Below are 19,984 nucleotides of genomic sequence, written 5' to 3'. Positions count from 1 at the left end.
CAATACCTTCCGCGCGCCAGCCCGTGTGTGCTGCGCAACGTGCTTGACCAATTTCACTTGTTTTTTTCGCGTCCCCCGGATTCACGGAGTATTCAGGGAAGTACCGTAACGTGGTTTTTGTTACCCACGAGGTGTACCTTGATAAAAATGAACCTGATGACACAGGGGCATACCGTCTGCATTGGGCATAGCAAGCGAACCCTTTCGCTCAAGCCGATTACAGATACGCGATTTCTCTCATTCGACACTCGTTGTTTGATTTTTTTTACTTCACACAAAAGCCGCCTGTTCTTGTTTCGGAAGGATCAAACTACGGAAGGGACTTCCGCGCGATTCCAGCGCTTGCAAGCATCGCGCCAAGCAGAACCTGACATCCTGCAGCCAAATGCTCTGGCTTGGCATCCTCAATTTCGTTATGACTTACTCCATCCTTGCACGGTACAAATATCATCGCAGTGGGCGTCACCGATGCGATATAGACTGCGTCATGCCCGGCGCCGGTGACGATATCCATATGCGACAAATCCAAGGCAGATGCACTTTCGCGCACCAGTTTAACCAAGCTCGATTCGAATGGCGTTGGAGGGAAATACTGCACATCCTTTAGTGCGACCGTCAATCCGAATGCCCGCTCTACGGTTGCGCACGCATTGCGCCAACGGGCGTCCATGGCGTTCAAGATTGAAACGTCTTCGTGGCGCAAGTCGACGGTAAAGCTAACCTCACCGGGAACTACGTTGCGAGAACCGGGGTACACCTGCACGACGCCGACCGTGCCGCGCCCATGAGGCTGATTGGCATTGGCAATAAGAATGACTTGTTGCATCAAGTGAGTCGCGACAAACAAGGCGTCTTTGCGAACTTCCATCGGTGTCGGGCCGGCGTGCATTTCCATGCCAGTTACCGTAACATCATACCAGCGCACGCCGAGCGAGCCGGTGACCACACCGATCACTTTATGCTCCTTTTCAAGGATCGGCCCCTGTTCGATGTGAGCTTCGAAGTAGGCGCCCAACGGCCGCTCACCGACAGAGGCAGGTCCGGCGTACCCGATTGCGCGCAATTCATCGCGCACAGATTTACCTTTAATATCACAGGCGTTCAATGCTGTTTCCAGCGGAAATTTCCCGGCAAAGACCCCGGATCCCATCATTACCGGCACAAAACGCGAGCCTTCTTCATTAGTCCAAATCGCTAACTCCAAAGGAGCCTCGGTCATCACGTCGTTATCATTCAAAATGCGCATTATCTCCAATCCGGCCAACACGCCGTAACAACCGTCGAATTTTCCGCCGGTTGGCTGGGTATCAATGTGGCTGCCAGTAATGATCGGTGCAAGTGTATTATTACGCCCATCGCGTCGGCCAAATATATTGCCAATCTGATCCACAGTGATTTTCAGCCCTGCCTGTTCCATCCAACTCACGACAAGATTTCGCCCTTGTCCGTCTTGCTCTGTTAAAGCCAAGCGGCAACTACCGCCTTTATCGGTTGCGCCGATAACCGCGAGATCCATTAGCGATTGCCACAGGCGTTGGCTATTAACAGCCAAGGTATCCGAACGATGTTGCATCAAATTTTCCTCATGTCAGCAAGTCTTATACCTGCGCGGCATAGTGATTCGTAGCCAGTCTGGTATCAAATCTATTGTGCTATGAGCGCATAGAAGTCACGCCATTTCGATGATGCCTTGCAGGCAAGGCAGTCCCCTCGTTATTCGCTCGCTATCCGAGCTTGATCCAGGTAGTCTTCAATTCTGTATATTTGTCGAATGCATGCAGAGACTTGTCGCGTCCGTTGCCGGATTGCTTGTAGCCTCCGAACGGCACCGTGATGTCGTCTTCGGCGTATTGGTTGACATGTACAGTACCTACACGCAACGCGCGCGCCACGCGATGCGCTTTGTTGAGGTTGGCGGTCCAGATACCCGCCTGCAGACCGTAAGGTGTGGCATTCGCTTCACGTACGGCGTCGTCCAGATCTGTAAAAGAAAACACCGACAAGACCGGTCCGAAAATTTCCTCACAGGCGATTTTCATCGAGCTATTAACATTGTTGAACAAAGTCGGAGCCACGTAATAGCCGCCGCTATCTACGCGTGTCCTGGTGCCGCCGGCAAGCAGCTGCGCTCCCTCCTGTTTTCCGGATTCAATGTAGCCGAGGATTGTGTTCATTTGAACTTGATCAACAATCGCCCCCATTACCGTCGCTTCATCGAGTGGATCGCCGGCCTCGAACTCAGGAATGATTGCAAGCGCTTTATCGAGAAATTGCTCTTTGATGGACGCTTCAACAAACAAGCGTGACGGCGCATTGCAGCTCTCGCCTTGGTTGTAGTACAGTCCGCCAACTGCCGCACGCACAGCGCTGTCCAGATCCGGGCAATCAGCACAGACGATATTGGGAGATTTTCCCCCCAGTTCTGTCCAGGCACGCTTCAAATTCGATTGGCCCGCGTATTGCACAATTTTCTTTCCGATCGCAGTGGACCCGGTAAAACCGATACAGTCGACATCCATATGTGTCGCCAATGCGCTTCCAGCCTCAGCACCATAGCCTGGTACGACGTTAAAGACACCCGGAGGAATCCCCGCTTCCAATGCGATTTCGGCCAGACGCAAGGCAGAGAGAGGCGATTTTTCCGATGGCTTCAAGATAACGCTATTGCCTGCCGCCAAGGCTGGCGCGATTTTCCAGGCCGCCATCAAGAGCGGGTAGTTCCACGGCACGATAGCGGCAACGACACCCACCGGCTCACGTGTAATCAGAGCTAAACTTGTATCTGGGGTAGGTGCAATTTCATCGTAAATCTTGTCGACGGCTTCTCCGTACCAGCGTATGCAGTTGGCAGCCGCCGGAACATCCATATTGCGGCTATTCTTTATCGGCTTTCCCATATCAAGCGTTTCCAGCAACGCTAGTTCGTCGCCGAATTGCAACATCAAATCGGCGAACTTAATCAACCTGCGCTTGCGTTCGCCTGGTGCCAAGCCAGCCCAACGTCGATCATTGAAGGCGCGCCGTGCAGCAGTGACGACAACATCGGCATCTGCTTGATCGCAGCGCGCCACTGCCGCCAGGACGCGGCCATCGATTGGCGATATACAATCGAATGTTGCCCCAGACAACGCGTCGACACGCTCGCCATTGACGAATGCTCGGCCATCCGACACAAACGCAGCGGCACGATCATGCCATAGGGTATTATTCATTTGATCTGTTTACCTTTATGCAAAGACGCGGCTAACCGCACGGAATTAATTTTTGCTAAAAAAAGCATCTCTCGTACTCGATTCTTGAGGTGACTACACGTCGCATTTCCGTCAAGTAAGTAGTATTTGAGGAGACTCTTCGATATTTTTAAGTCATTTGACCAATATTTTTAATATTATGCATTTTCAATATGTAGGTCAAGCGATTAATTCGCTCGACCGACTAAATTTATGATAGCATGAAGATACTATTTTTTAACCTGTCAGACTTGTAATGGAGCAGTAATGGCACGCGCTCGAGGAATCGAAAAAAGAGCACAACTCAAAGAGCAAATTATTCGAGGCGCCGTTGATGCCTTGATAGAAACTGGGTTAGCTGCAGTAACAACCAGAAAGATTGCCGAAAAAGCAGGCGTGAATTTGGCTACGCTGCATTATTATTTTGATAATAAAGATGCACTTCTTATTGGTGCGCTGGAAATGATCATCGCGGAGATGAGTCGCGCCCTGAGTGCCGACCTCACCCAGCAGTTGGATATCGAGACATGCATTGACAGCGTCATCAGTAGTTCGTGGCGGCTGATTCTGCTAACGCGCGACATTCAGATTTTGCAATATGAATTGACGCTCTACACGATGCGCAACAAGGAGACACAAGCGCTCGCAAAATTTCAGTACGACTCCTATTGCAAGGTATACGAAGATGCATTTCGCCATGGCCTTGGCGATGTTGATGAAGCGTCACTTATCGATCTCGGTGATTTGGCGCGTTTCGTCGTTGCCGGCATGGATGGCTTGATTCTTCAGAATTTAGTCGATCCGAACGAGGAGCGCTCGGATCGGGGATTGAAACAATTAATTTGGGCATCTCAAAGGCTGGTTTTGTCAAGTTGAGGCATATCGGATTCACTTCGTTCAGACAGAAATTGAAGAGATTTTTTTTCGAGAATTTCTGCGTATTGACAAAATCTTGTAGCAATCAAGGCATACCTATATTCATCATCCAGAGCGCAGTGCTCCTGGCATGACATTTCCCAATGCAATGAACTAAAATTTTAGTCCTGGTTACAGGACGCTCGTCGTAAATTGTTGCGTGAAAATGGTATGAGAAATACTAATCAATTGAAGGAAAAATCGTCGCTTCCGAACTAATTTTGTTTGCCGTACGATTGTGATGTGACGTAACTTCATTGAGGATGTTGAGATGATTCCAAGTGATTTTGATTGCCTTCGGGATGGCTACAGAATGCCTGCCGAGTGGGAGCCGATGGCTGCCACCTGGTTGGGATGGCCGGTTTACAAGAATCGCGAGGAACTATGGGGCGAACATTACCATGCCGTATGCACCGCCTTTGCTCTGCTAGCGCGAACAATCGCGCGCTACCAGCGTTGCATCGTCGCTGCCCATGCGCCCCTTGCGGCCAACGTCCGTGAGCTCTGCGGGCCGACTGTGAATGTGGTCCCGTTGGCAGTAGAGGACAACTGGTTGCGCGATTGCGGCCCCATTATATTGGCCAACGAATCCGGCGATAGTCAATTAATGTTGGGCTTCCGTTTCAATGCTTGGGGCGAAAAATATGCGCCCTACGACGGTTGTGCAAGACTGGCAAGTGACCTGGCGGAAATCACTCGAACTCGTTTCGAACGATCCAATATGGTCCTGGAAGGCGGATCTTTCTATGTCGATGGTCAAGGTACGCTGTTGACTACCGAGAGTTGCTTGCTGCACCCAAATCGTAACCCGGGAATGTCACGTGCCGAAATCGAGACGGAATTAAAGCGCATGCTGGGAGTGACGAAGATCGTCTGGCTTCCCGGCAACCCTGCGGAAGTCGAAACCAATGGCCACGTCGATGGAATCGCGTCATTTATCGCACCCGGCAAGATTCTGTTTAATGGGGCCGATCCGGATATGGGTGATTTCTTTCGGACGATGCAGGAAAATCGACGTGCGCTTGAACTAGCGACCGATGCCCGTGGCCGACGCTTCGAGGTGCTCGACTTACCTGTACCTCGGAATCCTTACAACTACGGGGTTGACCGCTTTTGCGATACTTACGCAAATTACATACTGGTCAATGGCGCTGTGATTTCGACGGCTTTCGATGTGCCGCAGGATGCTTTGGCGCGATTGGTCTTTGAGAAAGCGTTCCCGGGCCGGGTCATCGAACTGCTGCCAGTGACAGCAATCTCGATCGGCGGCGGCGCTCTCCATTGCTCGACGCAACAGCACCCTATGCAAGGCAATCAGTTATCTGGCTGCAACCTTGGCTGATGAAAAAATGATTGCGGCATGCGAAGGGGATCCGTAAATAGGCTAGAAGAAATTTTATGCAAATGGCCAGCACTATCTTTTGCCAATTGCGGTGATGTCATAGACAATTCTCTCAATATTGTCATCTGAGAAAGCGGTCCGGACGAGCCACTGCTAGATCGATTGAACATACTTTGGGTAAGGAGAAATTGATGGGATCATTTAGTATTTGGCATTGGCTAATCGTGCTGGCGATCGTAATGCTGGTGTTCGGCACTAAACGAATCGGCAGCATGGGCTCTGACCTTGGTAAGGCTGTCAAAGGATTCAAGGATGGTGTGAAAGGCGAGGAGGTCAAGGCGTCAAATTCCTACGACGATAAGGTAGTTGTTACCACCGACGCAAAAGGAACCCATACGCCATGAAAGTCACTGTTTGTGAATTGCACAGTGCACCGGGCCTACTGGATCAGCAATGGCAGCGCCTCGTCGACCACGTCACCGAAGTGCAAAGCGAACTGCTGCTCTTGCCAGAGATGCCTTTTTACCCGTGGTTGTGCGGCACGCGCGAATACCAGGCGACGGAATGGCAAGCGGCAGAGCAGGCACATCAGGTGTGGCTCGAAGTGATGAACACACTGCCCTGCGCGGTGGCGGGAACGCGACCAGTGACAGAGAATGGTGGACGTTTTAATCGTGGCTTCACGGTGGAGAAAAATCAGTATACCGATGTGCACACCAAGTACCATCTGCCGGATGAAGACGGTTTTTGGGAGGCCGTGTGGTATCAGTCCGGAGACGGCGCATTTCGAACCTTCAGCGCGGCGCAAGCCACATGCGGCATGTTGATTTGCACCGATGTATGGTTTCTGGAGCGCGCCCGCCGGTACGGTCGCGCCAATGCCCACATCATTCTCAATCCGCGCGCCAACTATGACGGTGTCGAAGACCGCGCAATATGGCAAGCAGCGACAAAGGTGGCAGCGTTTAGCGGCGGAGCCTGGGTTCTGACTTCCAACCTGTTGCCATCAGACGCTGATGAAAGCGCGGCGGCACAAGGATGGATCATGAGTCCGGATGGCGAAGTCGTAGCGCATACCACGGCGGAACAACCATTTATCACATTCGATATCGATTTAGACGCTGCGGTGCAAGCCAAGAAGCGCTATCCCTGCTATGTGAATGAGTGAGATCCGGACATGGCGCGCATCCTGGCAATTCATGCTGGAAAAATCAAGAGCTACACAGCTGACGGCGTCGCGTTTGACACTGCCATTTGCAAGCAGGCGATCCACGGCCCGGTCACCGTAACCAAAAGCGGCATTGAGGGCAATGAGGTCGCCAATCACAAAAACGCCCTCTACGCCTTTTGCGCCGAGAATTACGTTTATTGGAATGAAGCACTGACGCCCAATCCGCCCTGGCAGTACGGCATGGTCGGTGAAAACCTCACGCTGGAAGGCATTGACGAATCCACGGTACAAATTGGAGATCTGTTCAAAATAGGCGCGGTCACTTTGCAAGTGTCAGGCTGCCGCGCCCCCTGTGTGAATTTTTTGTGGCGCGTCAAATTACCGGCAAGTTTTTTGCGGGTCTACCAAGAATCGGGACGCACTGGACTTTATCTGGAGGTGCTGGAAACTGGCGTGATCGAAGCGGGCGACAGCGTGCAGCACCTTTCCTGCGTGCACGACAGCATATCGGTGCCAGATCTGGCCCGATTCTTCCTGAACCCGCAACCCCGCGCGCAAGAACTGGACCGCCTGCTGGCGGTCCCAGGCATGGGGCCGCAAATGCTGAGCACGCTGACTGCTGCGCGTAACCTCATCATCGAAAAAAATCTGGTGCAAACCAATCGATGGAGCGGATGGCGATCCTTTGCTGTGCGCGAAATCGTGCAGGAGTCGCGCGACATCAAGTCGTTCTATCTGGAACCTGCCGACCAGGCAGGTGGTGTGGCAGGCTACCGCGCAGGTCAGTTTCTGACAGTGCGTGTGCCTCAGGAAAATGGCGAATCCATGCCACGCTGCTGGAGTATTTCTGCCTACGACGAAACCCTGAATCGCTATCGCATCAGTATCAAACGCGAACTGCAAGGTGCCGCGTCGGGCGCGATGCACGACCGTATCAAAGTGGGCGATGTGCTGGACCTGCAATCGCCCAGCGGGCATTTCACCCTCAAACGCGGCACGGTGGCGCAACCGGTGGTCTTGATCAGCGCGGGCGTCGGCATCACGCCGATGGTGAGCATGCTGCATTCGCACGCTGCGCGCCTGGACAAGAACCTCCCCACGCTGTACTTCATACACTCCACGCAGGACAAGCAGACCCACGCGTTTCGCGCGGAAGTCGATGCGGTAGTCGCCCGATATCCGCAGTTTCAGACTCACTATATTCACAGCCAGCCCAGCGACGACAGCGTGTCAGGACAAGATTTTCATTCCAGCGCGCGCCTCAACGCCGCAACACTGGAACGGCTTTTCAAGGACATGGGTTGCTGGTTTTCAGAAAAATGGATTCCGGTGACGCCCGCCGAATGCGCATACTACCTGTGCGGCCCAGAGCAATTTGTGCGGGACGTGGTGACGATGCTAAATGAACTAGGCGTCTTACCGAGCAACATATACCAGGAATCCTTTGCAGGCGGATTGGGCTCGCTGGCAGGGTTGCAATTACCACCCGCACAGGTCGACTTTCGTCAGTCGTTAACGCAGGCAAGGTGGCATCAGGACGACGATTTGTCCCTGCTGGAGCTGGCTGAAAGAGCCGGACTGCGCCCCGAATTCAGTTGCCGCAACGGCCAATGCGGCCTGTGCCGCACACTGCTGCTGGAGGGCGAAATATTTTATGCGCGCCAGCCGAGTATCGAACTGGGCGCGAATGAAGTGCTGTTGTGCTGTGCCTTGCCCAAAGGCGATGTAACGTTACAAGCTTAAAGTGTGCGATTCACGGATATCGTTTTAATTTTCTTAGGACCAATTCGTCGCGATAATTTTTCGCCTGGACACGCTCTTTGGACGAATCAAACTTCGCTGCAACTTCCTCCCAAAGCAAGGCTTTGTCTGCAAGTTTAGTGAGGCGTTCGACAGGTGTCTTTCTCTCCAGAGAACTATGTGGGCGATCCCAGTTGCAGTAATGCTGCCATTTCGTGAGCTAGTCTGACAGCTGAGAATCCTTCAGGTCGACTGTCGAATAAAATTCGTCAAGGTCGGTTCACCGGGACCGCCCAACTTTGCCATTCAGATGAGGTAATGCCGGTTTGATGGGGTGAAATTTGATGCCCCATTCGAGTAGGCGTTCCTGAAATTTTGTGGATCGTCAATTTTTTTGCGGATCGCCACTTAAAAATTTTTCAAGAGTCTTTTCGACTTCGTCTGAAATATTTGGTCCATCTTCGTCCTGGCTGCCGAGCGGGATGATTTTTATCTGATTAGACGCTGGAGCGATCCTACGTAGTACAGACGTGCTGAGCGCGGCCATCATCTGGTCAAAGCGAATCTAGTAGAAGTCCAGCAGACCGTGGTGTGAGTTGCAATCCTTGGTAAGAAGTACGACAAAGCGATTACTGAGCTCATCATGAATGTCCGCAGCGTCATCCATCTGTGAATCTGGGATCGCCGAACGCAGCGACCGATCAATGCGCTTTAAGAGAATACAAAAGATCTTCTCAAACTACTCGACGTCTCCTGCCGCCCAAGTTCGTCGCAGAAAATAGAGCTGCACTTCTGGTGGTACATATTTTCCTAAATGAAAGAAACAAGTGACCTCATTTGCGGCCAACAGCACTTTTCGGAGAGCCACAGCGCTGCACCCATATTGGTGATCGTGAGAGCGACATCTATGAGCAATTTTGTACGGCTCAAGACGTCGAAACGCATTTCCTTGCCCGTACCTGCGTCGATCGATTAGCCGGTGATGGCGGCCATACCATTTCCCAAGAGGTGAACGAGGTGCAGTTGAAAGGTTTGCATCGTGTTCAGACTGCAGATCAAAAAGGAAACGTCGTTGACGTGGTTCTTGAAATTCGCTATCGCCGTATCAAAGTTCTCCCGCCCATCGGAAAGCAAAGTCGCTATCCTGCGCTCCAGTTAACGGTGATCCATGCACGGGAGAGAGAGGACCCGGCAAATCGCAAGCGCATTGAGTGGAAGTTGATCACCGATCCGCCAGTCACCTCACGGCGCGAGGTAATTGAAAAGCTGGATTGGTATGCCCTTCGATGGAAGATCGAGACCTTTCACAAGATTCGAAAATCTGGATGCAAAGCTGAGGATTCACGGCTGCGTACCGCAGACCGACTCGCCAATCTAAGCCCCGTCTTTTGCATCATCAGCTGGCGTATCTTCTGGTTGACGATGCTCAACCGCTCATGCCCAGATGCTGATCCAGAACTGGCACTAACTTATACAGAAATTGACTTCCTCAACCGCTTGGTGAAGGATAGCAAGAAATCTCGCGAGGCGCTTCCTTTTTCTCGCTACCTTGAAAAAATTGCGCAACTCGGCGGCTATCTCGCGCGCACCAACGACCCGCCACCTGGAAATACGGTCATGTGGAGAGGTATGCGCCGGTTGACCGATATGCAGCTAGGTTTCAATCTCGCATCCGAAAGATATGGGTAATTGCAAGGCAGCCGAGGCGCTTACGCTGTTCAAGATGCTGCCGCTGGCACAAACCGTCGACGACTACGACGCACTGCTGCCATGGAACATGCCGGCAAACCAGCAGTAAACCTCACACTCTCTCGCATTCTCAAGACGCTCTGTGGGGCGTCCTTAAACGATCGCTTGCATTCAATCAGCGCCAACAGGTAAGGGCCAGCCAGAGGCGGATTTTAAAGTGGCAAGACTTTGGCAGGTACTTTGGTGGATTTCAAATCAAGAATGGCGCCGTAGTGCTGGCTCATTCCGATCCGCACCCGCAATGGCACGCCATCTGTCGCCCGCAACCAACATTCGACGCTGGCATCGTCCGCCGAGGCAATCCTGCGCGTCAGCTTGACCGCCTGCCACTTCCCGGAAGGCAAGGACAGGGATTCGCCGTGCACATCGAAAGTAGCCTGTTTGATCGATTTTCCATCTGATAATGTCACTGTGACAGGACGGGTCGGGAGATTACCGACAAACGCATAGCTCAGCGATAGCACATCTTGCGGCTTGGACTGGAACGTGGCGCGGCGGGTCATGTTCTTGCCGTCATAAAAAAAGACCGTTTTGCTTTTCTCGTCGACCAAGGTGGTCAAGGGCGCCTTGCTTCCTCTGATATCCACATAGCGTATGGTATTCAGAGTGCCGCCGGCGATCTTGCCTACGCTGGTGCGTTGCAGCGATCCCGACATGAACATGCCTAGCACATGGCCGAGCGTGCCTACCGACTGGATCTGGTATGAATCCTGTGAAAAAGAGACGGTGTCCTTGACATCGGCAACCGAGACATTGCCGCCCATGAAACCGGTCAAGGCGCTGATCGCGGTTTGCGACATACCGGTATTGCTGGCACGACTTGGAGTCGACGGTCAGTTGCGCGTCGAAACTGACGGAAAACTGCTGCGTCGCGGCGGCAAAAGCAGCGCCAGGCATGCCAATTGCGAGAAGAAGCAAGGCGCTAGCGCTTAAGGATAATGCCATTTTTTTATTCAAATTCATTGGCTCTGCTATTCAAACAAGAAATGAAGTTAGGGCTAGGACAGGGAAACAATCCTTAATGCACGCATCCTGTGGGGACTTGCGACGGTGCCCTGACAATATTCAGCGATTGAATGGCTGTCTTCTTGGATGAAAAATGCCGAGTCAGAATATAGGCGCATGCCAGCAGGAAGCCCAGAATCAAACCGATCAAAGCCGATTGCAGCACGCCTGGGCTGCGATGTTGGGGTAGCACAGGGTTGGCGATGAAGCGCACTTTGTCAAAATAGCGGGATTGCGCATCGAGATTTGCGATAGCGATGCTGTTGTAGACCCCCATCTCAACGTCATCTTCCTGATTCAGCTTGAGTGAATCCTTGATCGCAGGCAGTGCTTTCAGGAATTCTTCACCCGAGTTGCTCTTGTCCAGCAGGGTCAGCGCTTTTTCATAATAGGAAAGCCAGATGCCGTTGATGCGCTGATCGCGCCGGATCTTGGGCAGGCTTTGCTTCATGTCCGCGATATGCGCTTCGATGGCAACTAGTTGCGTGACAGGGGATAGGTAACGTTCGCCACCTTCCGTAATTGATACCAGCTGGCGGTTCTCCGTCTTGGCCGACTCCGGGTATTCATGCAGGATGGCTTGCATGGAAGTGCGTTTGATTTCAGCCTGTTCAAGCTTGTATTTGGTGTCGAAGGTGGTGTTCTCAAGCTTCTTTTGCTTGTTAAGCAGATCGGTGTACTGGGTGCGTAAGGTATCTCTGTATGTCATCAGGATAGCTGTATCGCGCAAGTAGTCGCCCAGCACCAGTACGCCACGTTGGGCCAGCTCCGGGTTGTTTGCCCTGTAGGCAATTGTAAGGGCCGAAATTCCTGATGCGGTGTCCTTGTTAAAGGCATCAGGCAAGTCTTTCAGTTCGGCTTTGGTGACAGGATAAATCGGCTGTATCAGCTGCTGCATTTGTTTTCTGTCGCCCAATATTGCACCTGTCCGTTCAAGCCCGGCCAGGGTTGGCGCCTGACGCGTCTTGGAAAAATTGTTCCATCGCACAAGATCCTCGACGTTTGCCTGAAGCCGTTTGAAATCCAGCAAAGACATATCGAACTGAAAATAGCCTTCACTTTTATAAGTGCCCAGAGCCCATCCTGCAAGAGAGGCAACAATCATCGCTGAAATGGCGAAAATCATTACGGTGGACTTTGCCTTAAAGACAGCATGGAATATTTCGTCCAGAGGCAAAATGTCAGGGTCAGATGAGGTTTTGGCGTCTTGCATGAATGTTCCATAATGTCAAAATAGAATGTTAAAAATTGTGGGGCTTCGTAGAATGTACTGTGATTTTTTAGGCCATCACCAGTTTCAATTTGCCACAATGAAACTGAATCCTTGCCCGGTAGTTGGTGAAGTTGCGAAACCCGCGCGCATTGGCTTTGCTGGGCTGAATGGCACTATTGAAGTCCTCAGTACAGGCGCTGCTGATTCGATTTTGGCTATAGTTCAGTAGTCCCTCCTCGTGGCGTCTGAGCATCTTGACGACCTTTTTGACTGGCTCCAACTTTCTGTGCATCGCGATGCTTCCGGCAGTCTCTCTGGAACCAAGTCCAGCACCCGCGAGCGCTCAATCTCGGTCGGACCTATCTGGTCTGTATGTGCAACGGGATGGGGGGAAGTGACGGTCTGTTACAAATTATTTTTCGTCCTGCGATGACAGTCATGGAATTGGCCGGCACACGGAAATATTTGTGCCGAACACGGCGTAGCCGATGAACAGACTCCGCGGCAGCGTCAGCATGAGCAACTAGGCCAGCAACAGACGGCGCACCAGGGGCGGCACCAGTGCCGTATCATTTTCGCACGCTGCATGCCAGCGCCTGCTGATCTATCACGAAGCCAACTCCGCGCACGGTGCGGATATAGCCGTCGCCGATCTTGCGGCGTAAATTGGCCATATGCACGTCCAGGGTATTACTGGTATGGCCCTGCCCGCCGGGCAACGCCAGATCTTCCAAGGTGTGGCGCGTCACCACCCGGTCTGCGCGTATCAATAAAGTGCTGAGTAAGGAGTATTCGGTTGCGGTTAGTGCCGCCGGCCGGCCCTGCACGCTGACACGGCGGGTCGGCATATGCAGCGACAGGCCGCGCAATTCCAGGGTTCCGTCGTCGAAACCGTAGCTACGCCGGGCCAAGGCACGCACGCGCGATACCAGTTCAGTCAGCACGAAAGGTTTGACCAGGTAATCGTCGGCGCCACTGTCAAGGCCAAGTAGGCGATCGCTGAGTGCATCGCGGGCACTCAGGATAATCACTGGCAAGCTGCTTTTTTCGCGGCGCAAGCGCGTCAGCAGGTCCAGGCCGTCGCCGTCCGGCAAACCGAGATCCAGCAGTGCCAAATCGCAGTTGTCGGACTCCAGTGCATGCAGCGCATTCCCCAGCTGGCGCACCCATACCACATCCATGCCTTGATCGGACAGGGTAATACGGACTCCATTGCCCATGTCCAGGTCATCCTCGACAAGCAATATTTTAATAGCCTCGCATTTACCCATCCAACAGTTGAAGACGTGCTCCACCGAGCACCATTTACTTCATCAAGCCTCAATGACTGGCTCATGCATTCCTCATGACGAGACACGGTTGATATAGTTTTTTTGCGTGGATAAATTCATCGTCAAATAGATGATGATTCCGCCACTCGACGACGACCCGGGTGTGATGTAGCCGGGCGCCTCTCATGCATCTATCATGGGTACTCAACATCAAAGGTGACGGTATCCCCCGCTGGTTGAACATTATTAATTTTTATCCCAAATAGTGAAGCGCTCTCACCAGCCCCCAGGGTCTCATTGCTCAATAAATCATCGTTTTTATTGCCTCTTTTCCTCAAAGCCATATCTCTGACATTAGTCAGATCGGGTGGATTCGGAGGAATGAAAATAACCCCTTGACCATTGACGTCCTGCATCTTCATCAGTTCAAAAACCAATGATTGCCGTTTGGGATAATCCGTGCGAAAAATCTCATAGTCTTTCCCATCAATATCTTTGGAGTTGTAATAGGAAATCCATAGTTCAATTTTATTTTTACTATTCGGCAATTCAATGGCCACAGCCTGGTAGCCGGGGATTGACGGCGCAAAGCTGGAAGTCAGCGTGACCGTTTGTTTTTTGGGGCCGGTTCCTGCGGGAACCTTAAGGCGGGTAATATCGCCCTGTTCTTCAGAAATGAAACCTGCGCCGAACCGTGTGCCGGCTGTCCAACCATAAGTATAGCGATCGTCACTAGCAGAACCGACGGCATCAAATGGATGGTTCCAGCGCTTAAACCCCGTGTTGTCCGTCGTGCCATACGTCAATACCGGTAGATTACCTGAGACATCAAATGCCTTTACGTATTCACTCCCGCCAGTATGACCGGTATTTGTTCGAAACCCAAAGGTATGAGCCAACTCATGGAATATAACGGAGGCGCAAATTTGCTTGGTAAGATACTGTGGAATATCTACTCCATCCAAACTCTCCATAATATTATGCGTAAAAATTGGTTGAAAATAGTCTTTATGGGTAACTGGCAAGGATAATGGTTTGCAAGCTTTGTATCCTTTTTCATACCAGATATTGCGTGCGGGATGGTCGCCAGGCAATTGGGCATATCTCTTATACACGTCGTCGCCTGATGTATTGGGGGCATTTTGAGGTGGAACAGGATCGAAGGCAGTCATAAATATTTGGCCCGGCACAAACTCTTGGCCGTTGGTTACCACCGAATACGCGCCATTAAATTTTAATGCGGAATTAGTATCTACCTTGGTGGTCGCCGTTAACGCTATTGGATGATCCGCCATATTTATTCCATTTCCACTACAATCAAGCAGCACAACGATCCTATCAGTGACTGCGTTGAAGTTGAGATCCTTGAGGGATTTGCTCAGCTGATAATCAAACGGTGCTTTGTTAAAATTTGCGTCACCAATACATTTTTGGGCGTCGGCTTTTTGCTTATCGTCATCTCCATCCGGAATGGCGTATGGCCGCCACTCCTCAACATATTTGATTTTAATTTTTGTTCTACCCCTGCTAATTTGATTAAATACTCCTTGAGCAAAATCCTGGGTAAAGTAATAATTTGCCCATTCCTCTACCGTGGTAGTCGGTTTCTTGGCAGCTTGATGGTAAGCGCCCAATATAACAATACCCAGCTCATCTGTTTGCGGCACTGGCGGGCCAAAATCCAGTTCTTCTTTTGACCGGAAAAAACCAGAGTAATTGGCGATAGGTGCTAATTGCGGCTTGGAAACCCGAACACTTGCGCTCGTTTTAGCGCGACTTGAAGGGGGCGTCTGAACTGAAGATGATTGACCGTCGCCGCACCCTTGAAGTATGAAACCAAATGAAATAGATATACATGCTAGAAATGCTATTGCCTTACATTTCTTATAAATGCGTTTATTCATAGAAATCTGCCTCAGGTTAATTCGTAAGATATTGTTGTATGCCATGAATTATTGAATTGTTCGAACTCAAAACAACGTCAATCCAACTCCCAATGAAATTCTTTTTCGGTGTATCCAACGATCCCTTGGAGGAGCGCTGATCTCTTGAATATTTTGATATCAACGCTGACTTGCAAATCAGAAATGTAATCGCCAACCGCAATCTTGCGATTCATGCGGGCCATTCGTATTCAGCACGCTGACCAGTTCACCTCCGCTGTCAAATGAATTTATCGGGCCTATCTGCTCTGTATGTGCAACGAGATGAAGAAAGTGACGGTCTGTTACAAATTATTTTTTCATGCTGCGATTACGGGACATCTCGAATAACCATCGATTTTGGTACCGGAGCATCTTTCTCGCGAAGATCGGGTGTGATCACCAGTAACCCAAACATGTCCGGCCTGTGGCGGCGGCTTGCGTTACCTGCGCGAAGACGTCTCGGAACAGCTCGAATTCGTGCCGGCCAGTTTCAAGGTGATTCGCCACATCCGACCGAAGATGGCTTGTGTTTGCTGCGATGGTATCGTGCAGGCTTCAGCGCCGAGCCGTCCGATCGAGCGCGGTCTGGCCGGTCCTGGCCTGCTGGCCCATGTGCTGGTATCGAAGTATGCCGATCACTTGCCTGTATCGGCAATCGGTCATCTATGTCCGTGAGGACGTGGAACTGCGCCGCGGGTTGATGGCTGATTGGGTTGGTGCTGCAAGTGCTTTGCTACACCCCCTTGTTGAAGCAATTCGACGCCATGTGATGGGTGCCGACAAGTTCCACGCCGACGACACGCCGGTTCCTGTGCTCGCTCCTGGCAACGGCAAGACCAAGACCGGGCGGCGGTGGACGTACGTGCGTGATGACAGACCGTCCGGATCGCTCACTCCTGCTGCGGTGTGGTTTGCTTACACGCCAGATCGCAAAGGCATCCACCCACAAACGCACCTGACCGACTTCCGCGGCACGCTGCAAGCCGATACCTATGCAGGTTTCAATGCCATCTATGAGAACGGCGAGGTGCAAGAGGCCGCATGCTGGGCTCACGCTCGACGCAAGTTCTACGATTTGCATGATGCACGCCCCTCGGCAGTGACGACCGAAGCACTGCGCCGTATCGGCGGACTCTATGTCGTCGAAGCAGAAATCCGGGGCAAGCAGCCGGATGAGCGCCTGCTGGCACGGCGTACCCGATCACGCCCCTTACTCGATGAACTTGAAACATGGTTACGCACCACAATGGCAACGCTGTCGCGCAAATCAGATACAACTGCGGCGATCCTGTATGCGCTCAATCGATGGCCAGCGCTGACCTGCTATTGGGAGGACGGCACGATTGAAATCGACAATTCAGCGGCAGAACGTGCTGCAGCAATCTACACCCTCATCGGAACGGCGAAACTCAACGGCGTTGATCCCGAAGCATGGCTACGCTACGTCCTTACCCACATTGCCGATCATCCCGTCAACAAGGTTGATGACTTCCTGCCCTGGAATATCGTCGACCAGCTTACTTGATTAACCCCAGTCTTCGTGCTGGATCGCTTCCTGCGTCATATCCCAAAGCATCGGATGGTAATGGATATCAAACCATTCCTTGAACATCTTCAGGCTGCGTTTCTGCGGCCACAATGATTCTTCAGTATACCAATCGTTTAACTGCAGCTCGAAAAACATCTTCCACCGGCGATAGATCCAATTCTGTGCGTCCTCAGTAGTCTCAATGCTCTCTTGCGACACCAAAAAACCATCCTGTTCCTGACGTTTTTTTTCAAGCGTCAAATTCGACGGCATAGGATCAACTCGTATGGTCCAGTGGAGAACGGGCTGCTTTGGCATGAGAATGATCATGCCGCGATTGATTGTGAAGCGAGGATAGTCGTCCATGGCTGAGTATTTAGTACAAAATCGCCATTTTAACGTCCGCCATAAATCACTCCGTCAAGACGGCTCAGAGAGGAGGCTTACCTATCTGCAGCACCTGTGCGTCATTCGCGGCTTGCATCCGAAGACCTGCGAAGGGTTCGTGTTAACAGCGCGGCGGATCCTAGACTGGCAAAGGCAACACATGTCTGGCGCGCCTCTTTCCACTCTCGTTGCAAAGCATGTTCTGGTCATGACGCACGACCTGTTGTCCGAATGCCGCAGCGATAGTACCAAATTGTCCACCACGTCATACATGTGCTCGTTCCTGCGCTACCCGCAACGCGCGTCTCACAGCGATACGCTCATTCTTCCATCATGTCGCTGCTAGCGACCCCGCCTCGATCGGCGTCGCTCAGCGCGTGCTCTCGGTCCCAAGCAAGAAGTCTTACGTGCCCATGGCCCATTACCTTTTCCGAGCCGAGCTTGACACCCTCCTTGATGCGCCAAGCAAGAACTCGCCACTCGGACGTCGTGACAGTGTGTTGCTGTTATTCCTCGCGCGAACGGGGGGGCAGGGTCTCCGAGGCTCTCGGCGTTGAGACAGCCGACCTGTTGTTGGACGGAGCGCGCTCGCAGGTTATGCTTCGCGGCAAAGGCCGCAAGCAACGTGCCGTCCCCTTGGCCAGCGACATAATTGCAGCAATCGACAGCTTGCTGCGCGAACGCGGTATTGCTCGGCACGAGCATGTGCCGGTACACGACCTTGTCGGCGTCGTGGGAGACGACGACAAGGCAATTGTTGGAGTGGAGGTCTATGCCGCAAAATAACGTGCTGTTCTCCTCGATAAAGTTCGGATTCGTACCGTGACTTTATTCCCCGACGCCTGCTGGAGAGAGGACGGCTAGATGATTATCGTGCGACACGAAGTCGCTTGTGGAAGTTGTTTCCACTTCAACGGAGGGAACCACCAGTGTCACCTGGTGAATCTAGGGGCCTGAATAAAGAGCGGCTCTGACAACGTAACGAAGCACCGCAAGGTGCGGGGTATCAATCGCGAGAAGCGTACCCTTCTGGCAGCCACACGCCGGATGAGTGCCAGATAGTCGGTACGGTGAAAATATTCTAATCTGCGATAACGATCGTCATCTAGAACAAGCGGAAGTGGCTATTACGCTTGCACCAAACGGTAATGGAGGCGAGAACAGCGTCTGATAATTACGCTCTCGTGACCCAAACGCTTCCCGGTCAATAGCAGGCACCTAACCCGACAGACTTTTGCAAGTGGAACGTGGAAACCCGTATCGCTCCCTTCGGGGACAGCTGGCCGTAAGGTTTGCCAATGGCGGTGCGGGAACAGGATCGGGGACAAAGCGAACGCCGCCCTGTAATGGGACGGATAAGGGTTGCAACATCACCCCACGCGAAAGCGGGCAGACTTCCTCTTGGTCTCTCCTCACAAGAGAGTTTATAGAACCATCTTCACGGGAGGAAAGCAAATGAATGCTACAACACTGGCGTGTGCACCTTCCGGCGTGGCATGGGACGGCATCAATTGGGCCGATGTCCAGCGTCATGTAAGACGGCTGCAAACGCGTATTGTGAAGGCTACACAGGACGGCAGGCACAACAAGGCGAGAGTCCTGCAGTGGTTGCTGACCCACTCGTTTAGCGGCAAAGCACTAGCTATCAAGCGAGTGACTGGAAATAAAGGCAAGAACACCTCCGGTGTGGACAAGGTAACGTGGAAAACACCGGCGGCAAAGACCAACGCGATTGCGTCGATGAAGCGGCGGGGTTACTCGCCGCTTCCGCTTCGGAGGGTGTTAATTCCGAAGAAAAATGGCAAGACAAGGCCGCTCAGCATACCCGTAATGAAATGCAGGGCCATGCAAGCGTTACATTTGCTGGCGCTAGAACCCATTGCGGAAACCACTGCCGACCCGAACTCGTACGGGTTCAGGCCGGAACGCTCAACTGCCGGTGCAGGGGAACAATGCTTCAACTCTCTCGCAAAAAAGGTTGGTGCGGAATGGGTGCTGGAGGCCGATAACCGCTTCCAGCTACCCGACAATTCAGCGCGCAAACGGACAATTTCGTGAAATTGAGAAGTGGTCCCGTTTGGCTGGACACGAATTTTATTTCGTTAAGTGAAGCATGATCTGCTTGGATTTGTTGGACTAATTTCAGAATTGGTTTTCGGCCAAATCCATTAGCCACCCATCGAGGTGTCCGGGAAAATTAGATCACTATGGGCTCGCCGATCTTCAGCAAGCCGTATTGATGGTTCAGCAATCCGTGCGCATTTGTAACGGTGAACGTCCGCATCAATCTTTGCGGTACAAAACGCCCGATGAATTTCATCGGGCGTTTCTTACTGCTATCTGATCGGTGCAGCGGCAGATGTCAAGCTAATCTAGGACGGGTCAGGGTGAATTAAGTTTTACGTCCATGGCCATGGTTAGTCCCGGCAGCGAGGGTGTGCTGGATTTTGTGTAAACGGAATTTCGTTTAGTTCGGCGTCATCCGCTCTTCAAACTGGATTGTGAAGC

The 19,984-nt window shown here is 52.1% G+C and carries 16 protein-coding genes and 2 pseudogenes; 9 read left to right on the top strand and 9 right to left on the bottom strand.

Annotation, left to right across the window (positions count from 1 at the left end):
- Positions 1-310: 310 nt before the first annotated feature.
- Both AC07V8_RS23595 and AC07V8_RS23590 read right to left on the bottom strand, forming a co-directional pair.
- Positions 311-1,573, bottom strand: a complete 1,263-nt coding sequence (locus tag AC07V8_RS23595) for a Zn-dependent hydrolase (protein ID WP_494680636.1) — start codon at positions 1,571-1,573, stop codon at positions 311-313.
- 151 nt (positions 1,574-1,724) lie between these two features.
- Positions 1,725-3,212, bottom strand: coding sequence for an aldehyde dehydrogenase (locus tag AC07V8_RS23590; RefSeq protein WP_494680637.1), 1,488 nt, complete (start codon positions 3,210-3,212; stop codon positions 1,725-1,727).
- A gap of 285 nt (positions 3,213-3,497) precedes the next feature.
- Here AC07V8_RS23590 and AC07V8_RS23585 point away from each other — a divergent pair, with 285 nt between their 5' ends.
- The 6 genes from AC07V8_RS23585 (at position 3,498) to AC07V8_RS23560 (ending at position 10,087) form a co-directional block, all read left to right on the top strand.
- On the top strand, positions 3,498-4,106 hold the full coding sequence (locus AC07V8_RS23585) for a TetR/AcrR family transcriptional regulator (RefSeq protein ID WP_494680638.1): 609 nt from the start codon (positions 3,498-3,500) through the stop codon (positions 4,104-4,106).
- Positions 4,107-4,416: 310 nt separating this feature from the next.
- Positions 4,417-5,487, top strand: coding sequence for an agmatine deiminase family protein (locus tag AC07V8_RS23580; protein ID WP_494680639.1), 1,071 nt, complete (start codon positions 4,417-4,419; stop codon positions 5,485-5,487).
- 191 nt (positions 5,488-5,678) lie between these two features.
- Positions 5,679-5,891 carry a Sec-independent protein translocase subunit TatA gene (gene tatA, locus AC07V8_RS23575; protein ID WP_494680640.1) on the top strand — a complete coding sequence of 71 codons (213 nt, stop codon included), beginning with the start codon at positions 5,679-5,681 and terminating at the stop codon, positions 5,889-5,891.
- A complete protein-coding gene (locus AC07V8_RS23570; RefSeq protein ID WP_494680641.1) occupies positions 5,888-6,655 on the top strand; it encodes a carbon-nitrogen hydrolase family protein in 768 nt (255 codons plus the stop codon). The genes tatA and AC07V8_RS23570 overlap by 4 nt, the downstream gene beginning before the upstream one ends.
- A gap of 9 nt (positions 6,656-6,664) precedes the next feature.
- Complete coding sequence (locus tag AC07V8_RS23565) at positions 6,665-8,401, top strand: MOSC domain-containing protein (protein ID WP_494680642.1); 1,737 nt, start codon at positions 6,665-6,667, stop codon at positions 8,399-8,401.
- 834 nt (positions 8,402-9,235) lie between these two features.
- Complete coding sequence (locus tag AC07V8_RS23560) at positions 9,236-10,087, top strand: IS4 family transposase (RefSeq protein ID WP_494680643.1); 852 nt, start codon at positions 9,236-9,238, stop codon at positions 10,085-10,087.
- Positions 10,088-10,299: 212 nt separating this feature from the next.
- On the opposite strand, the gene AC07V8_RS23555 is transcribed toward AC07V8_RS23560, so the two are convergent.
- The 6 genes and pseudogenes from AC07V8_RS23555 to AC07V8_RS23530 form a co-directional block, all read right to left on the bottom strand.
- The gene (locus tag AC07V8_RS23555; protein WP_494680644.1) at positions 10,300-10,947 is read right to left on the bottom strand and encodes a DUF3108 domain-containing protein; all 648 of its coding nucleotides are present in this window, start codon (positions 10,945-10,947) and stop codon (positions 10,300-10,302) included.
- A 218-nt stretch (positions 10,948-11,165) separates the two neighbouring features.
- Positions 11,166-12,365 (bottom strand): hypothetical protein, encoded by a 1,200-nt coding sequence (locus AC07V8_RS23550; RefSeq protein ID WP_494680645.1) that lies wholly within the window; start codon positions 12,363-12,365, stop codon positions 11,166-11,168.
- Positions 12,366-12,432: 67 nt separating this feature from the next.
- Positions 12,433-12,660, bottom strand: a pseudogene (locus AC07V8_RS23545) (transposase); the annotation flags it as partial.
- A gap of 274 nt (positions 12,661-12,934) precedes the next feature.
- Positions 12,935-13,618, bottom strand: a complete 684-nt coding sequence (locus tag AC07V8_RS23540) for a response regulator (protein WP_494680656.1) — start codon at positions 13,616-13,618, stop codon at positions 12,935-12,937.
- Positions 13,619-13,830: 212 nt separating this feature from the next.
- A complete protein-coding gene (locus AC07V8_RS23535) occupies positions 13,831-15,540 on the bottom strand; it encodes a hypothetical protein (RefSeq protein ID WP_494680646.1) in 1,710 nt (569 codons plus the stop codon).
- Between the two features lie 77 nt (positions 15,541-15,617).
- Positions 15,618-15,755 carry a hypothetical protein gene (locus AC07V8_RS23530; RefSeq protein ID WP_494680647.1) on the bottom strand — a complete coding sequence of 46 codons (138 nt, stop codon included), beginning with the start codon at positions 15,753-15,755 and terminating at the stop codon, positions 15,618-15,620.
- A 205-nt stretch (positions 15,756-15,960) separates the two neighbouring features.
- Between AC07V8_RS23530 and tnpC the strand changes: the two are divergent.
- A pseudogene (gene tnpC / locus AC07V8_RS23525) lies at positions 15,961-17,086 on the top strand (IS66 family transposase); the annotation flags it as partial.
- On the opposite strand, the gene AC07V8_RS23520 reads toward tnpC, so the two are convergent.
- A complete protein-coding gene (locus AC07V8_RS23520) occupies positions 17,087-17,455 on the bottom strand; it encodes a hypothetical protein (protein WP_494680648.1) in 369 nt (122 codons plus the stop codon). It abuts the pseudogene before it with no gap.
- 618 nt (positions 17,456-18,073) lie between these two features.
- Here AC07V8_RS23520 and AC07V8_RS23515 point away from each other — a divergent pair.
- Entirely contained in the window at positions 18,074-18,262 is a 189-nt protein-coding gene (locus AC07V8_RS23515; protein ID WP_494680649.1) for a hypothetical protein, read from the top strand.
- A 669-nt stretch (positions 18,263-18,931) separates the two neighbouring features.
- On the top strand, positions 18,932-19,534 hold the full coding sequence (locus AC07V8_RS23510) for a reverse transcriptase N-terminal domain-containing protein (protein ID WP_494680650.1): 603 nt from the start codon (positions 18,932-18,934) through the stop codon (positions 19,532-19,534).
- Positions 19,535-19,984: the final 450 nt, after the last annotated feature.

The sequence above is a fragment of the Collimonas sp. GW821-FHT02H07 genome (assembly GCF_059421505.1).
The sequence above is the reverse complement of the archived record's forward strand: the minus strand, read 5'-3'. Positions and strand labels throughout refer to the sequence as shown.